We start from the raw sequence: 18212 nt of genomic DNA, 5'->3' as shown, positions 1-18212 counted from the left end.
ATAGAAAGTTAGGAACAACGAAAATGAAAAGGGATAGCGTAATTAAGCGTGCTGGCTTTTTGCTTGTATTGCAGGTGCTATGGCTCGCGTGTATCAATGTGGTATCCGCTGCAGAGCAGGTACATAAAACGAATATAAAAACGCTGGTTATTGTTTCTCACCCTTATCCAGAACGGTCAGTGATGACAAAAGGGATGCAGCAAGCTGCCGAAAGTGTTGAAGGCGTAAGCGTAAGAAACCTAGAGACCATTTATGGCTTTGATACTCGCGCCATCGATGCACAAAAAGAGCGTGAGTTAACAAGACAGCACGATCGTATCGTATTTATGTTTCCAACTTATTGGTTCAACATCACTCCAATGATGAAAGCTTACATGAACGATGTTTGGGGGAGTGTAGGACCTGGTTTATGGCAAGGCAAAGAAATGCTGTTGGTTACGACTGCGGCTGGTGGTACAAGTACTTACGGTGAATCGGGCAGAATTGGCGTTAAACTAGAAGATGTTTTCTTACCAATGAAAGCGAGTGCGCTACATGCAGGAATGACCTACCTTACGCCACTGGCATTTCAATCAGTCTCACGTTCCAAACTGCCTGAGTATCAACAAGCATTGATAGAAAGGTTAACACATTAAATTGGTTAAACCTTTCTTCGCTGCTATGGCTTAGGGCGACAGCTAGCTTATTGAGTGAGTAGCCATCTCGCTGTCGCTTCGTCGGTAACTAAACCATTCACCCAATGTCCTCTCAGTGCCGCGAGAATACCAGGGCGTTTATCTTCACCGCAAGCCGCGCCAATTCGAGGGCAGTCATTGTTGCGTATGTCGTAACTGGTAATGAAAGTGTTGATTGCGCAGTCGATCACTTCACCTTGTGCGTTGATAAATCGGCCAAGGATTTCGCCTACCGCGCCTTGCTGATTGAGTTCATCTGCCTTATCTGCAGAAATGAAACCGTCTTTGATGATAGGGCTTGCTTTACTCAATGAGCCAATACCAATGAAAATGACATTGGCACTATCGGCAACGCTGGAGACCTCTTTAAACACTCGCATACCTACCCAAGTTTTAAGCTCGTCAGAACAGGTCGCATAACGTGGAGCAGGTAACTGATAGTAGTTTGCCTGAATTTTTCTCGCCAGAATCAGTGGAACGTCATCATAGTAGTTACACTGACCATCTACGCCCATCGCACTTATTAAGGCGACACATTTGCTGTTTGGTGACTCAAAATCAATTCGGTTGATGGCTTTTTTTAATGTCAGGCCAGAGCCAATACCTACGATTTTAGCCTTTTGGTCTTTCACGTATTTTGACATAAGCTGAACGCAGCCAAACGAAATGTTATCAAGCGTCTCATCATCGCTGGTGGTGGGCACGATATTGCACTCGACCAACTGATACTTCTCTTTCAGGAGTTCAGCATAATCCAAACACGTGGAGATTGGATGGTGCAGGCCAACCGAGACAATTCCTTCTTCTTTCGCTGCTGCGATAAGGCGTTGTACAACCGGACGCGATAAACCAAGTTCAGACGCTATATCGCTTTGGTTACGACCAGAGATGTAATACAGCCAGGCTGCACGAACCATCTGATCGGTTTTAAAACTATCGTCTTTAGCCACGTTTATTCCTTTCTATTCAATTCTTTGTGCTTCTTCTTGACGGTATCGTTTAGCGCACCATCGCATCTCGAACGCCTATCTTCTCTCTAACTCTTCTTGAGTGCAATACCAATCAATTACCCTAAAATGAACAAAAGATCATTTACAGAACTTTTATTCATTTGTGATCTATGGCTCTTTAATTGGTGTTTTGATCGATTAGAGTGGAGCCATCAAACAAGAACGAGGAAATATCATGAAAAATCAATATACGTGGCTTCACATCGGTTTGGGTTCATTTCACCGCGCACATCAAGCCTGGTACCTACACAAATTGCTTGAATCGGGTGATCAAACCTGGCACATCGCAGCGGGTAACATCCGTAACGATGCCGAAGTAACGGTTGAAACTCTGCGTGCACAAAATGGCGAATATGTACTGGAGACAGTGAGCCCTGCCGGTAAACGTGAATATGAGGTAATCAAATCCATTCAGACGGTACTTCCTTGGCAGCAAGATTTAGCACCGCTGATTAACGAAGGTGCGAAAGCACAGACAAAAGTGATCGCCTTTACCGTTACAGAAGGTGGCTACTATTTGAAAACCGATCACACTCTGGATGTGGATAACGCCGTGCTAAGCGCTGATCTACAAGGTAACCATCAAACGATTTACGGTACGGTGACGAAAATTCTTGAGCGCCGTATGGCGGAAAATGCTGGACCAGTGACACTACTGAACTGTGACAACGTGCGTCACAATGGTGAGCGATTCCGAGATGGTCTGATGGAGTTCCTCACTCTGACTGGTAAGGCTGACGTGTTGCAGTGGGTGAAGGAAAACACGACCAGCCCGAACACCATGGTGGATCGCATTACACCTCGTCCAGCCGCCGATCTTCCTGCTCGTATTAAAGTGCAAACCGGCATTGAAGACAATGCACCGGTGATGGGAGAGACCTTTATTCAATGGGTAATTGAAGACGGTTTCAAAGACGTTCGACCTGCACTGGAAAAAGTGGGCGTGGAAATGGTGGAGTCGGTCATTCCTTACGAAGAGGCGAAAATCCGCATCTTGAATGCTTCGCATAGCTGTATAGCCTGGGCCGGAACATTGGTTGGTCAGTCATTCATTCACGAAAGTACTTTGACGGATTATATCTACAAGATTGCCCACGATTACGTGAGTCAGGATGTGATTCCTTGCCTTGGTGACAATGGCATCGATCTGCCGACTTATCTTGAGGTGGTCTTAGAGCGTTTCACTAACCCTTACATTAAAGACACCAACCAGCGTGTGGCGGCGGATGGATTTTCCAAAATTCCGGCCATGATTACGCCGACGATGATTGAATGTTATCAGCGTGATGTAACGCCAGATGCGACTGCAATGCTGCCAGCGCTGTTCTTTGTGTATATGCATCAGTGGCACAAAGGTTTACTGCCTTATGAGTATCAGGATGGCATCCTTGATGAAAATGCAGTGCATAGCATGTTTGATTCTGAAGACCCAATCGCTGTCTACGCGCACGATGTCGCCTTATTCGGTGAACTGGCTGGTCGTGCGGATTTTGAAACACTGCTGCGAGAAAAAATTGCAGCGGCTTACTCAATGATTCAATAAGGAGTGGGCATGTATCTAGGTATAGATCTTGGCACCTCAGAAGTGAAAGCGCTGGTGATTGACGAACATGGTGAAACGGTCGCTTCACACAGCGCGCCACTGACGATTCAACGTCCGCATCTTCATTGGTCGGAACAGGCGCCGCAGGAGTGGTGGGAAGCAACTAACTATTTGATTGGGGCTCTTCGTGAGAAGTGCACTGAGCACTGGGGCGCAATTAAAGCGATTGGTTTATCTGGACAAATGCACGGCGCAGTGCTGCTGGATGAGGCCGATGATGTGATTCGTCCTGCTATTTTGTGGAATGATACACGCTGTCACGAAGAATGCACTGAACTTGAAGCGGCAGCACCTGAGCTGCATGAAATCGCGGGGAACCTAGCGATGCCGGGATTTACGGCTCCCAAGTTAATTTGGGTTCGTAAGCATGAACCGGAAAATTTCGCCCGTATTAGCACAGTGTTGCTGCCCAAAGATTATCTGCGTTTCAAAATGACCGGACGAAAGGTCTCCGACATGTCGGATTCCGCAGGTACTTTGTGGTTGGATGTGGCTAAACGCGATTGGTCAGACTCTCTGCTGGATAAATGTCAGTTAACCCGGGAGCAAATGCCAGAACTGGTCGAGGGCTGTGAGGTATCGGCTTCGCTGTCAGCTGAGATGGCCCACAAATGGGGACTAAGTCCATCTGTAATCGTCGCTGGTGGCGGCGGCGATAATGCTGTAAGTGCAATCGGTGTTGGCGCAGTGAGTCCGGGTGATGCGTTCATTTCCCTTGGCACTTCCGGTGTTCTGTTTGTCGTCAACGAGAAGTATCGTCCTGCACCTGAGTCTGCAGTACACGCGTTCTGCCATGTTTTGCCGAAGCGATGGCATCAGATGAGTGTGATGCTCAGTGCCGCAAGTTGTCTTCAATGGTTCTGCCGCATAGTAGGCGCAACGGAAGTGGAGCTGTTGGCAGAGATTGAACAGCTAAGTGAAGAAGATAAAGTTAAAGCGCCGCTTTTCTTGCCGTATCTATCTGGCGAGCGCACGCCACATAACGATCCGGAAGCCACTGGTATGTTCCACAGCATGACCCATTCCACCAACCGAGCCTTGCTTGGTTATGCGGTTATCGAAGGGGTGAGCTTTGGCATTGCTGATGGTCTGCGTGTGCTGCAGGAAAGTGGTACGCACATCGAACAGTGTTCATTGGTGGGTGGTGGTGCCCGCAGTCCGTTCTGGGCTCAGTTGCTAGCCGATATTCTTCGCTTGCCAATTATTACTCACAAAGGCGGTGAAACCGGAGGCGCGTTGGGTGCGGCTCGACTTGCTTGCTTAGCATCAGGAAAACTGGTGGATGAAGTTTGTAAAAAGCCTGAAATTCACCGCGTTTATCAACCTAATGTCGATCGTGAATCAGGGCTGTCCGAGCGATATTCACGTTTTCGTGCCCTTTACCAAAACGACTTGGCCCTGCGCTCATAACACAGGCCGTTAAGAGCCACCTTAGAAAGATAATCAAGACTAAAAATGGACTACGTCCCCGAAAAGGGGGCGTGGGATTCCTTTACCCTACGAAACGAGGAATATATGGAAAATGTAAGCAAACAGTGGCTTGGATTGCCGCTAAATCTGATATGGGGATATATCGCTATCGCTATCTTTATGACTGGTGATGGCTTTGAACTGGCATTTCTGTCGCACTACATTACCGAGCTTGGCTTTACTCCGGCTCAGTCGTCCTTTGCATTTACACTTTACGGTCTGGCTGCGGCGTTGGCCGCCTGGGTATCAGGTGTCGTAGCGGAAATCATTACACCGCAGAAAACGATGAGAATTGGTTTTCTACTCTGGTGTGTTTTCCACGTACTGTTCTTAACGCTTGGGTTGAGCCAGTCAAACTATGGACTCATTTTGCTGTTTTACGGTATTCGTGGCTTTGCTTATCCACTGTTCCTCTACTCATTTATCGTGGTGATTGTACACAACGTTCGTAGTGATGGCGTAAGCTCGGCACTTGGCTGGTTTTGGACCGTATATTCCATCGGTATTGGTGTTGCTGGCAGTTACATTCCTAGCTTTACCATTCCTTGGATCGGTGAGTTTGGTACCTTGTGGTTATCGCTGGCATTTTGTGTGGCGGGCGGTCTAATAGCGATGATTGCTCTGCGTAATGTCAAAACGCCGACTCACATGCATAACCTGACTAACAAGCAGAAACTGACCGAACTAAGCCGAGCAGTGACGCTTCTCTACACGAACAAAAACGTGCTTTACTCTAGCTTTGTACGCATCATCAACACGCTGTCGCTTTTCGGTTTTGCGGTCATCATGCCGATGATGTTTGTCGATGATCTAGGCTTTACCACATCCGACTGGCTTCAAGTGTGGGCAGTGTTCTTCTTCACCACCATTTTTTCTAACGTTTTCTGGGGCATCATGGGTGAAAAGCTGGGCTGGATGAAAGTGGTGCGTTGGTTTGGCTGTGTGGGAATGGCACTCTCGAGTCTTGCGTTCTATTACATTCCTCAGCATTTCGGTAATAACTTTTACATGGCGTTGATCCCGGCCATTTCTCTGGGGATCTTTGTAGCAGCCTTTGTACCAATGGCGGCAGTGTTTCCAGCACTGGAACCAAACCACAAAGGCGCGGCGATTTCGGTTTATAACTTATCTGCCGGGTTGTCTAACTTCCTTGCGCCAGCCATCGCGGTGGTATTGCTACCGTACTTCAGCACAATAGGTGTGGTCATTGCCTATACTACGCTGTACGTGCTGGCGTTTTTCTTTACCTATTTGATTAATGTCGAGCAACCTGGATTCGAAACGACATTTGTTGAATCAGATAAAGTGTCTGTCGTTTAAAAGACTTAGGGTATGGCAATGTTTTTGGTTGCCATACCTTTTTTAATTTTGAGGTAAGCATGAATTTAAAAGCGGTTATTTTTGATATGGATGGTGTACTCATTGATTCTGAGCCTCTGTGGCAAGAGGCGCAGATCGAATCACTCCACAGTTTTGGTGTTTTAATCACCCGTGACGACTGCGAACAGATGACAATGGGGAAGCGTGTTGATGAAATAGCGCGTACTTGGTGTAAGGCGTTTTCGCTGTCCGTTCCAGCGCAAGAGCTGGAAACTATGATTCTGACTAAGTTGTGTCATCGTATTTCCACCTCTGGCGAGGCGATGCTCGGCGTTTACGAGGCTTTAGACTATTTTGCCAACCAAGGATTAAAGATTGCACTGGCCACATCTTCTAACCATGTCGTGATTAAAGCGGTCTTCGAACGCCTACAGTTGTGGGATAAATTCAGTGTTGTCTGTAGCGCAGAAGATGAAGAGTATGGCAAACCCCATCCAGATGTCTACTTAACCGCGGCCCACAAACTACAATTTGCTGTCACTGAATGTTTAGTGATTGAAGACAGTTTTACAGGTCTGACTGCTGCCAAAAGAGCGAACATGACGACTTATTTGGTTTCTCCATATTTTGAACAACACAAATTTTCTATCGCAGATGGGCGTTATGCGAATTTAGAATCCGTGATGCAAAACCATGCCAAGTTTGCGTCTAAATCACATCTTTCCGTTTTTCCCTAATGACAGTAAGTGCTCAGTACTACATCCCGTTAATCTGTGTTTTCTTATCCTAAAATTATCTGAATAGGCATGAATTCGTTGCCAACATGGAAGCAGGCTGCTTTTTCTCTATGAATAGTTGTGGACTAGAAGGGACGATTACGAGAACTCAAAAGTGATGTTGAATATTGAATTAAACAAACTGCTGGCAAAGCTCTAATTGTTACTAGCTATAGAAAATCTCCCCGTTCTCTAACTTTCTCAGAGAACGGGTAACAGTTCTATTAGGCAGCATCAGAAAGTATTGCTTCTGTTTTTTCAGCTACTATATCGCAAATGTAGTTGCCTATTGGAATGGCTGAAGTAGCGGCTGGCGACGGAGCATTACAAACATGTAGTGAGCGTGGACTCTCCGCAAATAGGAAGTCGTGTACTAAAGAACCATCTTTGAGGACCGCCTGAGCACGGATGCCAGCGGGATAAGGCTGGAGATCGCTGACTTTGAGCATAGGGCAATATTTTTGGACCATTTTAAGATAGCCTGGTTTCCACCAAGAATTCCAGGTTTCAGACAGTCCGGTTTTTAGGTGCTTGCGCGTGACTTTCCAGAATCCAGAGAAAGTAAGCATGTCACTAATATCACGCAGGGATACGTTGAATTTCCCGTACCCTTCACGTTTCCAGCCTTGGACTGCATTCGGTCCTACAGTGACACTGCCATCAATCATTCGAGTCAGATGCACTCCAAGAAACGGCAAGTCGGGGTCTGGAATTGGATATATTAGGTGATTTACTATCTGGTTGTATTTGGCTGGCAAGCGATAGTACTCCCCGCGATAAGGGACTATTTGAAAATCAGTGTCAATATTGAGCATTCGGGTTATACGATCTGCCATCAGTCCAGCACAACTGATTAGGAATCGGGTGTGGTAGGTATGGGAAGTATTGTTATTTCGACAGTGCAGAATAATATTCTCTGTGGTTTCTTCAATATCCTGAACTTCCGTACCCAGTTTCAGTTCACCCCCACAAGCTTCAAACTCTTCCGCCATTTTCTTAGTGACCAGACGATAGTTAACTATAGCCGTAGATTTGACGTAAATAGCGCCGTTTCCTGTAATATTTGGCTCGCGCTTTCGAAGTTCCGCTTCATCAAGCAACTCAGCTTCAATTCCGTTTTGGGCGCAGCGCTCATACAGTGCTTGCATTCGCTGATATTCTACTTGGTTTGTGGAAACCAATAGTTTGCCGCATTGCTCGTATGGAATATCATGCTTTTCACAAAAATTAATTGTCTTTTCAACACCTTCTCGACAGAATTGGGCTTTCAGGCTGCCTGGCTGGTAGTAAACTCCCGCATGAATAACACCACTGTTATGTCCTGTCTGATGCATGGATACTGCTGATTCTTTTTCCAACACAAGAATGCGTGCGTTGGGGTTGCGCTGTTTAAGCTGCCATGCTGTTGATATTCCGACAATACCGCCCCCTAGAATCACGTAGTCGTATGGTTTTTCCATTAAAAATCTCCAAATAGTATTGCCCGTGTTAGAGCGCACGGGCTAATTATTGTTATGTTGGTTGGTAACTTAGGTAGAGCCTGGGCTCAGTAAAATTTAGCGAGAGAATGAGCCTCTTTGACGTAGCAATTCACGGCTTAGATCTGGATGTGGCACAAATTTATCTCGTCCATGTAGCCAGCGATGGTTGTGGATGACCAGCATTGATCCAACATTAACGCGAACATTGAAACAGCTTGGATCATGTTCAAGAGATTCACCAATTTCATACAGATACAAACCTTCACGTCGATTTTTAGGTTTAGCAAATTGGTCAATAAACAGGAAGTGTGGTTTACCGTCATCATCTTCTTCAAAAAACACTGGGTGCTCAATATCGTACCCGGTGTTTTTACTTGGTGGCGCTCCCCAAGTGATATTCTGCTTTGCCATTGGATGATTATAGAATTTGTCTAAGTCCTGCCAGTCATCGAGATGCAGTAACAGCGAATCTCCGCCTTGCATATTGCTTTCTTCCATTTTCATCATCAATACAAAATCTGTGCGCTCGTCGACGTAGGTACCGTCGTTATGCAATTCCATACGGCGGTGAGCCTGACGTAGGTAGCTGTCACTGTCGTCAACGTTACGCACAGTAAAACGCGCATAATATTTACCGTACATAGCATCAAAGTTTGGCAATCCAATCATGTGCGAAATAGCAGTAGAAAGTTTGACAAAGTAACGACGTTGGATCTCTGTGTCTTCATATTCTGCTTGTACTTCTTTACATGCTTCGAGAAGAAATGCGCCATGAGTACGGTCGTCCATAATCTGTACTAACAGCTTACCGAGTTGATAATCGGATGCTTTATCGAGGGCTTCTGCTACGGCAAAGCGAAGAAATGGCTTGTACTCAATGGCTTGAAGATCCCACTCACAAGTCAAATCATTAAACCTTTCCAATAAGTCTTTTCCAAGAGTAACGACCTGCAAGCGGCTATTAGCCGGATGTGGGTTAATGGTGATTCCTTGAAGTTCCGAGTTTACGCTGTCTTTGATACTTAATGTCATAGTGATTCCTTTAATTTCAGAAAGAGGTATTCCTGTTTAGCCTTTGATTTTTTGTGCTAGACATTGCTTGCCTATCACTATGTGTTGAGCGGGCTATTTGGGCACACCCCGTTGATCCTTGGTTATTGTCTGTTGCAAAAAGGTTAACAGCGTTGGTTCGATATGTTCAATATATAGAAAATATACTTTCAATCTAAAAAATAGATAGTTTGGATGGGTAGATGGATTAAAAAGTGGTTTTCATTCGTTTTTATTAATAAAAGAGATTTATTCAATCACTTGAGTGAATGAAAAATGCCATTTTTCATCTTTTTTGCAGCAACTTTTATTCATTAATATCTCAAAAGCTAGGATTCGGGTTTGTCAGTATTGTTAATGGTGTGTAAAAGCCGACATGGAGTGTTTATACAGATCAATAACGTGAGGACATTATGAAAAAAACAATTAAAACGCTGCTGTTACTTTCCATGTTAGGCGTAGTGGGTGGATCCCAGGCAGAAAATTACACGATAGGCACAGGGAGCCAGAGCGGAACTTATTACCCTTATGGTGGCGTTCTGGCAAAAATCTGGAGTGAGAACTTGCCTGATTTTAATATGCGGGTTGAAGTTACAGCGGCTTCTGTAGAGAACACCATCAAAGTGGTTCAGGATAAGCAGCTGGTGGGCCTCGCGATGGGTGACGTAGTTATTCAGGCTAACGAAGGTAGCAAACCATTCTCTCGTCCGCTTGATGTTGCAGTACTGACGGCACTGTATCCAAATGTTGTACAGTTTGTTGTTCGTGCGGATTCCGATATTTATTCACTGAAAGATTTAAAAGGGAAAACAGTGTCTCTGGGTGCTCCGGGGTCAGGTACCAGAGTCAGCGCCAAAAGCATTCTTTCTGCATTGGATCTTGATGAAGAAAGTATGAATGTTCAGTCACTAAACTTTTCCGCAACCGCAGAAGCTCTTGCTAATGGTCAGATTGATGCCGGTGTTTTTGTTGGTGGTACTGGACTTGGCGCGATCACAGAACTGGCTTTGACTCGAGATATCAGAGTGCTCGACTTCTCCGCAGAAGACATGACATCTATTGTGAATGCGCTTCCTGCATACCAATCAGTAAAAGTTGAACAAGGCATATATAACGGCGTAGAAAGTTTTACCGCACCAGCTGTCTGGAATGTATTGGTGGTTAATCAAAGACTTGATGAAGAACTGGCTTACAATATGACCCGCTTAATTTTTGAAAATACTTCGGTATTACAAAATGCACTCAGTGTTGCAAAATTCACTACGGTTGAAAATATGGATCAGCTAAGTTCTGTGTCTCTGCATCCGGGGGCCAAAAAATATTTTCAAGAGCAGCTGAGTAAGCAAGCACAGTAGGGCAGGTCAGTGAATGAAAGACAATAGAAACTGGAACCTTTTGGTTACTGAGCGTTTGATTGCCGTCGCTGCCGTTTTTGCTGTGTTGTTATCTGCATTTCAGATTTGGCAAGGCATTACTGCGTCGTTAGCTGCGCCCACTTTTCGTCCCATCCACATTAGCTGGGTGCTGGTATTGGTATTCTTGGTTAAACCAACATTCTCTCTGAGCAAAACAACGTTTGTATACCTGCTTGGGAGGATGGCAGATCTGTGCTGTATGGTACTCACTATCTGGGCAACCTGGCGCATTAGCGTGTTTGACTATGATGATATGAGCTTTCTGATGGACGGCCTTCAGCTCACTGACACATTTGCAGGGATAGTTGTAATTGCAATGTTGCTTGAGGCGACACGACGTACTGTCGGCGCGGTGATGTCTTGGCTGGCGATTGTATTTATTCTCTATGCCATGTTTGGTTCTCACTTACCAGATGCCATAGCGAGTAAAAGCTTTTCTGTCGAAGAGATGATTCGTTTTCATATTTTCTCTACTAACGGAGTCTATGGAGCACCGTTAGGGATTGCTGCTGGAGTGGTGTTTACCTTCGTGTTATTTGGAGCCTTTCTTCAGGTCACCGGAGCCGGCCAGTTTTTTATCGATTGTGCATTCGCTCTGGCCGGAAAATATCGAGGTGGTCCTGCAAAAGCCAGCGTGATTGCTTCTGCTGCACTAGGATCAATTTCTGGCTCAGCTATTGCGAATACGGTCACAACGGGTTCGTTGACCATTCCGATGATGAAAAAGCTGGGTTACCGACCAGAGCAGGCGGCAGGTATAGAAGCTGCAGCGTCAACGGGCGGGCAAATCATGCCTCCAGTGATGGGGGCTGGAGCCTTTGTGATGGCACAGTTTACAGGTATCGCTTACTCAGAAATACTTTTGGTATCCATTGTTCCCGCCATTCTCTACTTTCTTTCAACGTTACTTTATATCCATTTGATGGCGTGTAAGCTTGGCCTGCAGGGTATGGCTCAGATAGAAAACATAAAAATCGTTCTGGTTCGAGGCTGGCACTTCTTAGCTCCATTAGTATTCATTACGGTTTTATTGATGTTGAGTTATTCTCCTGTGCTTGTCGGAATTGCCGGGTGTGGTGCAATTCTCGCTGCCGCGATGGTGCGCAAGTCGACACGGGTATCATTGAGCCTGATCTTGCAGGGAATGAAAGAAGGCGCACTGATGGCTCTGCCTATCTCTGTGGCTTGTGCTTGTGCTGGTATTATCGTTGGCGTCATTGGACAAACAGGGATTGGTCTGCAGTTCACTCAATTCCTGCTCGCAATGTCCGGTGGCCAGCTATGGTCTGTTCTGGGGCTGGTGGCGTTGGCGGCTTTGGTTCTGGGGATGGGGTTGCCTGTTACCGCAGCGTATATCGTGTTGTCGGTAATGGCTGTACCAGCTCTGACCGATTTAGGCGTCAGCCTGCTTGCGGCGCACATGATCGTTTTTTGGTTGTCGCAGACCTCTAATATCACTCCGCCGATAGCACTGGCAGCTTTTGCCGGAGCGGGGATCGCGAATGCGTCGCCAATGAAATCTGCGATTCAGGCGATGAAGTTGGCGCAAGGGTTCTTCTTAATTCCAATTATGATGGCACACGGCGATCTTATCTGGTTTAAGGAATTCTCTGTGCTCCCGTTTACCTTATCGGTGATCTACACATTTGCGTTGATCGTTGCTTTTGCCGGCAGTATTGAAGGTAGATTGTTTAACCCTTTATCTGCGTTAGCAAGAGGTATACTGTTCATCGGTGCGTTGGTGTTGGCATTTGGAGACAGTGAAGTGATCAACATGGCGGCAACAGTCGGTATCTTTATCGTCACAGTGCTGAATCACATGAAAGAGCATAACCCATTACAGGCTCGTGCGGATTAGCGACACATCCGTACTGCATAGCCCTCAGCCGTTCCAAAACGACAGAGGGCATTTTTCTAATACGTTATTTGACGTGTTTCGGTTGATACCACTCTTCCATAAATTTCAAAAATGCACGAGATGCATTGGACAGGTAGTGGCTGCTTTTCCAGCCAATTCCAAATTCGACTTTAAGCGCTGGATCAAACGGTACGCAAACCAGTGGATCATTTTCTTGCACTATTCGCCTCAGGCATGTGCTGATACCAGCTTCTTTCTTCACTAAGGCTTTCACTAGTTCTATCAGGTTGGTCTCAAAGCGTATATCTGGTTTTAAGTTGTACTTTCGGCAATAACGGCTGACGGCTTCACGCAGTAAATATCCTTCCCGAAACAGGATAAGAGGCTGCTCGCAGAAATGTTCAAGAGTCACGCTCGATAATTGGGCAAAAGGGTGACTCTCGTTAACGCAGGCGACGATCTCTTCAGGACATAACGATACATATCTGAGTTGATCTATGGGTTTATCTGTACGGACAAATGCCAAGTCTAAAGCACCTTCTAGTAGCATTTTTTCCAGTGTCGCCGTGCCGTGTTCCTGAATATGAATGCGAATGTTGGGATAGGCTTGGTTAAAGGCTGACAGTGCTTCAGGGAAAAAATAAGACCCAAGCATCGCAGAAACACCAAAATCGATTTTCCCGCGTTCGAGCCCTTTTAGTTCATCCATTTCAATCTGAGCGAGTTCGACATCTTCCAAAATTCTCCGAGCATGGAACAGGAACCTCATACCATCAGAAGTGAGTTGAATCTGTCTGCTGCTTCGATTTATGAGCTTGAGACCAATTTCTTTCTCTAGTTTCTGCATGCTAACACTGAGTGCTGATTGGGCAATATCCAGTTGGTCGGCCGTTTTGGTAAAGTTGCCATTTTTAGCCAAGGCTACAAAGTACTGAAGGCGCTTGATGTCCATGTTTTAAATTTTCGTGGTAAGCAGAGTGACTTATATTCAATTCGACGATTATAACCTAGGTTTCAATCGCGATTGTTTATTGTTCAAAAGTTATAACACTAAAACAAGATTAGGATCACGGTTGGCTTGCTCAGAACTTTAAAGCAGCGACCGAAATTAAAGAATGGGCAGGGAAGGTAACGCGGGTAATTTATTTACCGTATCAAACGAAAACCCCCACTCCGAAGAGTGGGGTTAAACTTCTACAGGAGCATCCAGTAGTTGTTTATTGGGGTGTTATAGAAGAGGCTCTATTTCCCCTTTCAGAATCTCAGAGTGAGTGCCAAAGATGGCTTGTAAATTGTTTTCAGACGGACGGACAACTGCTGTTGCACCGAGCTTTTTCAAGCGTTCTTGATCCACTTTCGACTCATCTTTTACCGTCATACGCAGGCGTGTAATACATGCGTCGATAGCGTCAATATTTTCTTTTCCACCGAAAGCTTCTAGTACTAGTTTCGCTTGCTCAGAAGTTTCCATTGCTGCCGTCTCGCTCATCTCTTCTTCTTCACGACCGACAGTTTTTAGGTTCAGTGCTTTGATAAGAGCAGTAAACACAACAAAGTAAATCGCCGCATAAACAAGACCCATAACAATCAGCAACCAACCGTTTGAAGAATTGCCATACAGTAAAGTGAAATCGAACAGGCCGTGGCTAAATGTTGTACCGTGCTTGATGCCCAGCATAATCATCACTGGGAATGCTGTTGCCGCAATAAGAGCATGAACAACGTATAAGATTGGAGCAACGAATAAGAAGGCAAATTCGATTGGCTCAGTGATACCTGTCAGGAATGAAGTCAGTGCTGCTGAACCAAGGATAGAAGCAACTTTCACTTTATTTTCTGGCTTAGCTGTAACATACATAGCTAGACACGCAGCAGGAAGACCAAACATCTTGAACATGTAACCCCCAGCTAGGTTGCCCGCAGTTGGGTCGCCCGCTAGGTAACGTGGAATTTCACCGGTGACTACTTCGCCTGCAGCGGTAGTGAATGAGCCAACTTCGTAGAAGAACGGTGCGTTCCAGATGTGGTGTAGACCGAATGGAATAAGTGAACGCTCAACAAAGCCGTAGATACCGAAAGCCAGCTCAGGAGATTGGTAAGCGGCCCAGTGAGAGAATGCAGCGATACCAGCGCCAATCGGTTGCCAGATAATCGCAAGGATACCGGCAACAAAGCAGGCAGCCAGTGATGTTACGATAGGTACAAAACGTTTACCGCCAAAGAAGCCTAGGTAAGTAGGTAGCTTGATATTGTGATATTTATTGAATAAATGAGCGGCCACTAACCCCATTATTACACCACCAAATACCCCAACGTTTGTGCCTTCTGCCACTACGCCAAGTACGCGTGTCATCGTCAGATAGCCGAGTGTTGCGGCCAGTGCAGCTACACCATCATTTTTTGTGAAGCCCAGAGCAACGCCGATAGCAAACAAAAGCGCCATGTTGGCAAACACGCCAAGACCTGCTTCGGTCATGACTTGTGCAACAATGTCTGGTAAGAATTTAGCAACCTCCGAGTTACCACCGATACCAAGTAAAATCCCCGCTGCAGGCATACACGCAACTGGCAGCATTAGGGATTTACCCATTTTCTGCATAGTGCCGAAAATATTCATTTTTATACCTCTTGTTTTATATTGAATTAAAGTCTGAAGATTAAAGCGATTTTTAATTAAAGTTTTATTAGAGTTTGGTAAATCCGCTCTCCTTTGCTTGGTTTAATTTTATGGAGTGAAATAAAGAAATATTTGCGTGAGCTCACATTAGATGGATGTTTTATTTTTTAGGTAAATATTTGTGACCGGTTTCAGGTTGTTTTTTCATTGTTAATATTCATTATGAAAAAAGTCTGTGATTAACGAGAATATTAATATGTATCTTCTGTGTTTTTTGTTTTTATTGAGACACAATTTATATTAACTTATTGTTTTTATTATCCAATATTAGGGGCGACTAAACTTGTAAATAAGGTCCGTATGATCTTTTTAATAGAGAGGAAGTGGATTGAAGTTCGTTGAATAAAGCGATCTTGATCATATAAAAATATAGGGTATCCAATATTTCGGCTTGAAAATATGTGTTTGCCTTCTCTGTCTTACTTTTCTTCAACACAGGAGTAAGCCATGAGAAAGAAAAACTACGTGGGTCATCTGGCCACACACGACATTGAGATAAAGCCCACATCAGTTGGCTCTTTATTTCAGCCCTAAATCAACTAACTCAATAGTTGGATATCATTCATTTCGGATTAGTGTGCTTCCTCATCACTACTTATAATTTTGAGTAATGTAATGAGATCGTTCCAAGAAAGGATTCAGATGTCTGCTGAAAAGTAAGGCTCAAAATCAACATTTCGAACTACTTACGAGAACATCTCGGGCGGTGTTGGCCGCCAAATGTGCGGGTTTACATAGAGCATCTATTTAAAGCTAGTGTGGATGCTCTATGCAGTGTTGACTATTCTATAAGTGTAAATATTTATCTTAAATAAGATCGTACCCACCTCTTTATTAGTGGCTTGAAAGTTGTTGAAGAAACATTGTTTTCTTCGTGTACTTAGGCATTGAATTATGGCTTTAAAAAAATCTATTTATTTAATGTGTTGCGTTTTTACGTCAGCATTGGCAGTTATACCAGCGTCATGGGCAAACACGTATTTCGTTGCTCCATATGGGAACGATGAAGGTTCCGGTTTGGCTGATAGCCCATATAAGACTATTAATCATGCTGTTAAGAATTTGAAACCAGGCGACACTCTTTATTTATACGGTGGGACATACTATGAATCAGTGGAAGTTGAAGCCAGTGGTACACAAGAGGAGCCTATTTTAATTTCTTCTGTTGAAGGTGAGAGAGCGATTATTGACTCGGGTTATCAGGCGTTCCGAGAACTGGGCAATAAAGACTGGGAGTTGGTGAATGAAAAGCTTGGTGAATATCGTTCAGTTGAAAAATGCGATAGTGAAGATATATACGGATATATCTTAGGGATTCCCGGTTATGTCAATGAAAGAGTTAAACTTATTCCTTATGAAGAAGAAAAATATTTTCGTGCGACCACGGATCAGTACAAAGGAAAAAGAAGTGCGTTTTACGTAGGTCCCGGCACTATGGTAATAGACGGTAGATGTCATATTCGCCTTTCAAAGACAGAAGCGATGAGAGATGCAGAGGCTCGCTATGGACAGGTATTTGAATATGAGAATAGTGATCCCAGAAACTTTCAAATTATTTTGTCTCAAGAGTCCAATACGCTGTTGGTCAAAGGGAGTTATCTGACTTTTAAGGATATAACTATCAATCAGGCTAAAGATACCATTGAGCTCGATGACGGTGCACATGATGTGACCTTTGATGGTATTACCGCATGGATGGGTAATACGACGATTTCAACTAAGGATAATGATGTCAACCATATCACGGTGACCCATTCACAGATTTTGGGTGATGATCCTTATTGGATTTTTTGGAGTGACATGAAAGACGATCCCACGCCGGCAACACGTGCTAGAGGGACGTCAATTAATTTAAAAGGAGGTACAAAAAACTGGTTTATTTCTTGGAACTTGATTCGAGGTTCAGGCCAGGATTTGATCGCAACAAGTAATGGCGAAGACAGGATCTTTGTTCACGACAATCGTATCGAAAACTGTGGCGATGATGCCTTTGAGTTGGAAGGGGTTGCTAAATATGGCGGTACGGATGACATCGGCCAGATAGTCATTCACGATAACTTTATCTTAAATTGTTTAGTTGCGGTGTCTCTAGGGCAGGATACCGATCACATGACAGGTCCATTACTTTTTTACCGAAACGTCGTACTATTATTACGCGATCACCCTGTAAATCGCCAAGAGGGGATAAATTCATGGAACGGAGGCAGTCAGTTCGGTTATGGAAAGATGTTTAAGCAAGCGGGTAGTGATTATGCCGCACGAAATGCCCATTACTATCAGAATACGTTGGTAATGCTTAACTCTCACAAAGGTATTGTGCCCATTCCGAAATATCCGGATGGCAGTACTTTTGCTAATAACATTGTGGTTATGATTAATGGTGAAATCATAGAGTCCTATGATTTAGGCAAAGATCAGATAATCGATGGTAATTTATATTGGAAAGTTAATGAACAAGATAGTGAGCCGTTACTAGATGGCAAATCTACTGTCGGTGACTTATCTCTTCGATATGGTGCTGAGGAAAACAGTATCGGTGATATACCAAAGCGTGGTAGTAATCCTAAGTTTAGTCATTTTATCCTGAACATCGTGGATAAGACTCAGGAATATTGGGCCTTAGAACCAGATTCCGAGGTGTTTGGTTTTGCGGATTTTATTCTGACGAGTGAAAGTCCGGGAGTGGGTAAATCAATAGCCGTTACTTGTCGTAAGGTAACAGGCACTGATGAACTAGGTGCTAGCCTTTGCTCCCCTAATGGCGAGTTAGTTGGTTCTTCACTTGGCGGCGAAATGGGTGCTTTCCCTTTGGCTTCCGACGAGATCGAGTACGCTGTATTCCCCTTTACGACGACTTTACCCACTGTTGAGCCTTAAT

General features: G+C 44.6%; 13 protein-coding genes. 8 read left to right on the top strand and 5 right to left on the bottom strand.

Annotation, left to right across the window (positions count from 1 at the left end):
- The first annotated feature begins 23 nt into the window (after positions 1-23).
- Positions 24-635: an NAD(P)H-dependent oxidoreductase gene (locus tag WJM94_RS17710; RefSeq protein ID WP_444495518.1), complete on the top strand. Its 612-nt coding sequence runs from the start codon at positions 24-26 to the stop codon at positions 633-635.
- Positions 636-682: 47 nt separating this feature from the next.
- On the opposite strand, the gene WJM94_RS17705 is transcribed toward WJM94_RS17710, so the two are convergent.
- The gene (locus WJM94_RS17705; RefSeq protein WP_444495517.1) at positions 683-1624 is read right to left on the bottom strand and encodes a sugar-binding transcriptional regulator; all 942 of its coding nucleotides are present in this window, start codon (positions 1622-1624) and stop codon (positions 683-685) included.
- A gap of 235 nt (positions 1625-1859) precedes the next feature.
- On the opposite strand from WJM94_RS17705, the gene dalD reads away from it, so the two are divergent.
- From dalD to hxpB, 4 genes are all read left to right on the top strand, one after another.
- Positions 1860-3227 (top strand): D-arabinitol 4-dehydrogenase, encoded by a 1368-nt coding sequence (gene dalD / locus WJM94_RS17700; RefSeq protein WP_444495516.1) that lies wholly within the window; start codon positions 1860-1862, stop codon positions 3225-3227.
- 9 nt (positions 3228-3236) lie between these two features.
- Positions 3237-4697, top strand: a complete 1461-nt coding sequence (gene xylB / locus WJM94_RS17695) for a xylulokinase (RefSeq protein ID WP_444495515.1) — start codon at positions 3237-3239, stop codon at positions 4695-4697.
- 105 nt (positions 4698-4802) lie between these two features.
- The gene (locus WJM94_RS17690; protein WP_444495514.1) at positions 4803-6077 is read left to right on the top strand and encodes an MFS transporter; all 1275 of its coding nucleotides are present in this window, start codon (positions 4803-4805) and stop codon (positions 6075-6077) included.
- Positions 6078-6136: 59 nt separating this feature from the next.
- Positions 6137-6814, top strand: coding sequence for a hexitol phosphatase HxpB (gene hxpB, locus WJM94_RS17685; protein ID WP_444495513.1), 678 nt, complete (start codon positions 6137-6139; stop codon positions 6812-6814).
- A 263-nt stretch (positions 6815-7077) separates the two neighbouring features.
- Here hxpB and lhgO read toward each other — a convergent pair whose 3' ends face one another.
- Together lhgO and glaH are read right to left on the bottom strand one after the other, a co-directional pair.
- Positions 7078-8313, bottom strand: a complete 1236-nt coding sequence (gene lhgO, locus WJM94_RS17680; protein WP_444495512.1) for an L-2-hydroxyglutarate oxidase — start codon at positions 8311-8313, stop codon at positions 7078-7080.
- Between the two features lie 96 nt (positions 8314-8409).
- On the bottom strand, positions 8410-9366 hold the full coding sequence (gene glaH / locus WJM94_RS17675; RefSeq protein WP_444495511.1) for a glutarate dioxygenase GlaH: 957 nt from the start codon (positions 9364-9366) through the stop codon (positions 8410-8412).
- A 431-nt stretch (positions 9367-9797) separates the two neighbouring features.
- Between glaH and WJM94_RS17670 the strand changes: the two genes are divergently transcribed.
- Both WJM94_RS17670 and WJM94_RS17665 read left to right on the top strand, forming a co-directional pair.
- Complete coding sequence (locus tag WJM94_RS17670; protein ID WP_444495510.1) at positions 9798-10739, top strand: TAXI family TRAP transporter solute-binding subunit; 942 nt, start codon at positions 9798-9800, stop codon at positions 10737-10739.
- A gap of 13 nt (positions 10740-10752) precedes the next feature.
- Entirely contained in the window at positions 10753-12657 is a 1905-nt protein-coding gene (locus WJM94_RS17665; protein WP_444495509.1) for a TRAP transporter permease, read from the top strand.
- A gap of 64 nt (positions 12658-12721) precedes the next feature.
- On the opposite strand, the gene WJM94_RS17660 is transcribed toward WJM94_RS17665, so the two are convergent.
- Positions 12722-13609 (bottom strand): LysR family transcriptional regulator, encoded by an 888-nt coding sequence (locus WJM94_RS17660; RefSeq protein WP_444495508.1) that lies wholly within the window; start codon positions 13607-13609, stop codon positions 12722-12724.
- A 276-nt stretch (positions 13610-13885) separates the two neighbouring features.
- On the bottom strand, positions 13886-15280 hold the full coding sequence (gene ptsG / locus WJM94_RS17655; RefSeq protein ID WP_444495551.1) for a PTS glucose transporter subunit IIBC: 1395 nt from the start codon (positions 15278-15280) through the stop codon (positions 13886-13888).
- Between the two features lie 948 nt (positions 15281-16228).
- Between ptsG and WJM94_RS17650 the strand changes: the two genes are divergently transcribed.
- Positions 16229-18211 carry a hypothetical protein gene (locus WJM94_RS17650; protein ID WP_444495507.1) on the top strand — a complete coding sequence of 661 codons (1983 nt, stop codon included), beginning with the start codon at positions 16229-16231 and terminating at the stop codon, positions 18209-18211.
- Position 18212 lies beyond the last annotated feature (1 nt).

The sequence above is a fragment of the Vibrio sp. YIC-376 genome, from assembly GCF_052353105.1.
Classification (GTDB): domain Bacteria; phylum Pseudomonadota; class Gammaproteobacteria; order Enterobacterales; family Vibrionaceae; genus Vibrio.
This window is presented reverse-complemented; position numbering and strand designations above follow the sequence as displayed.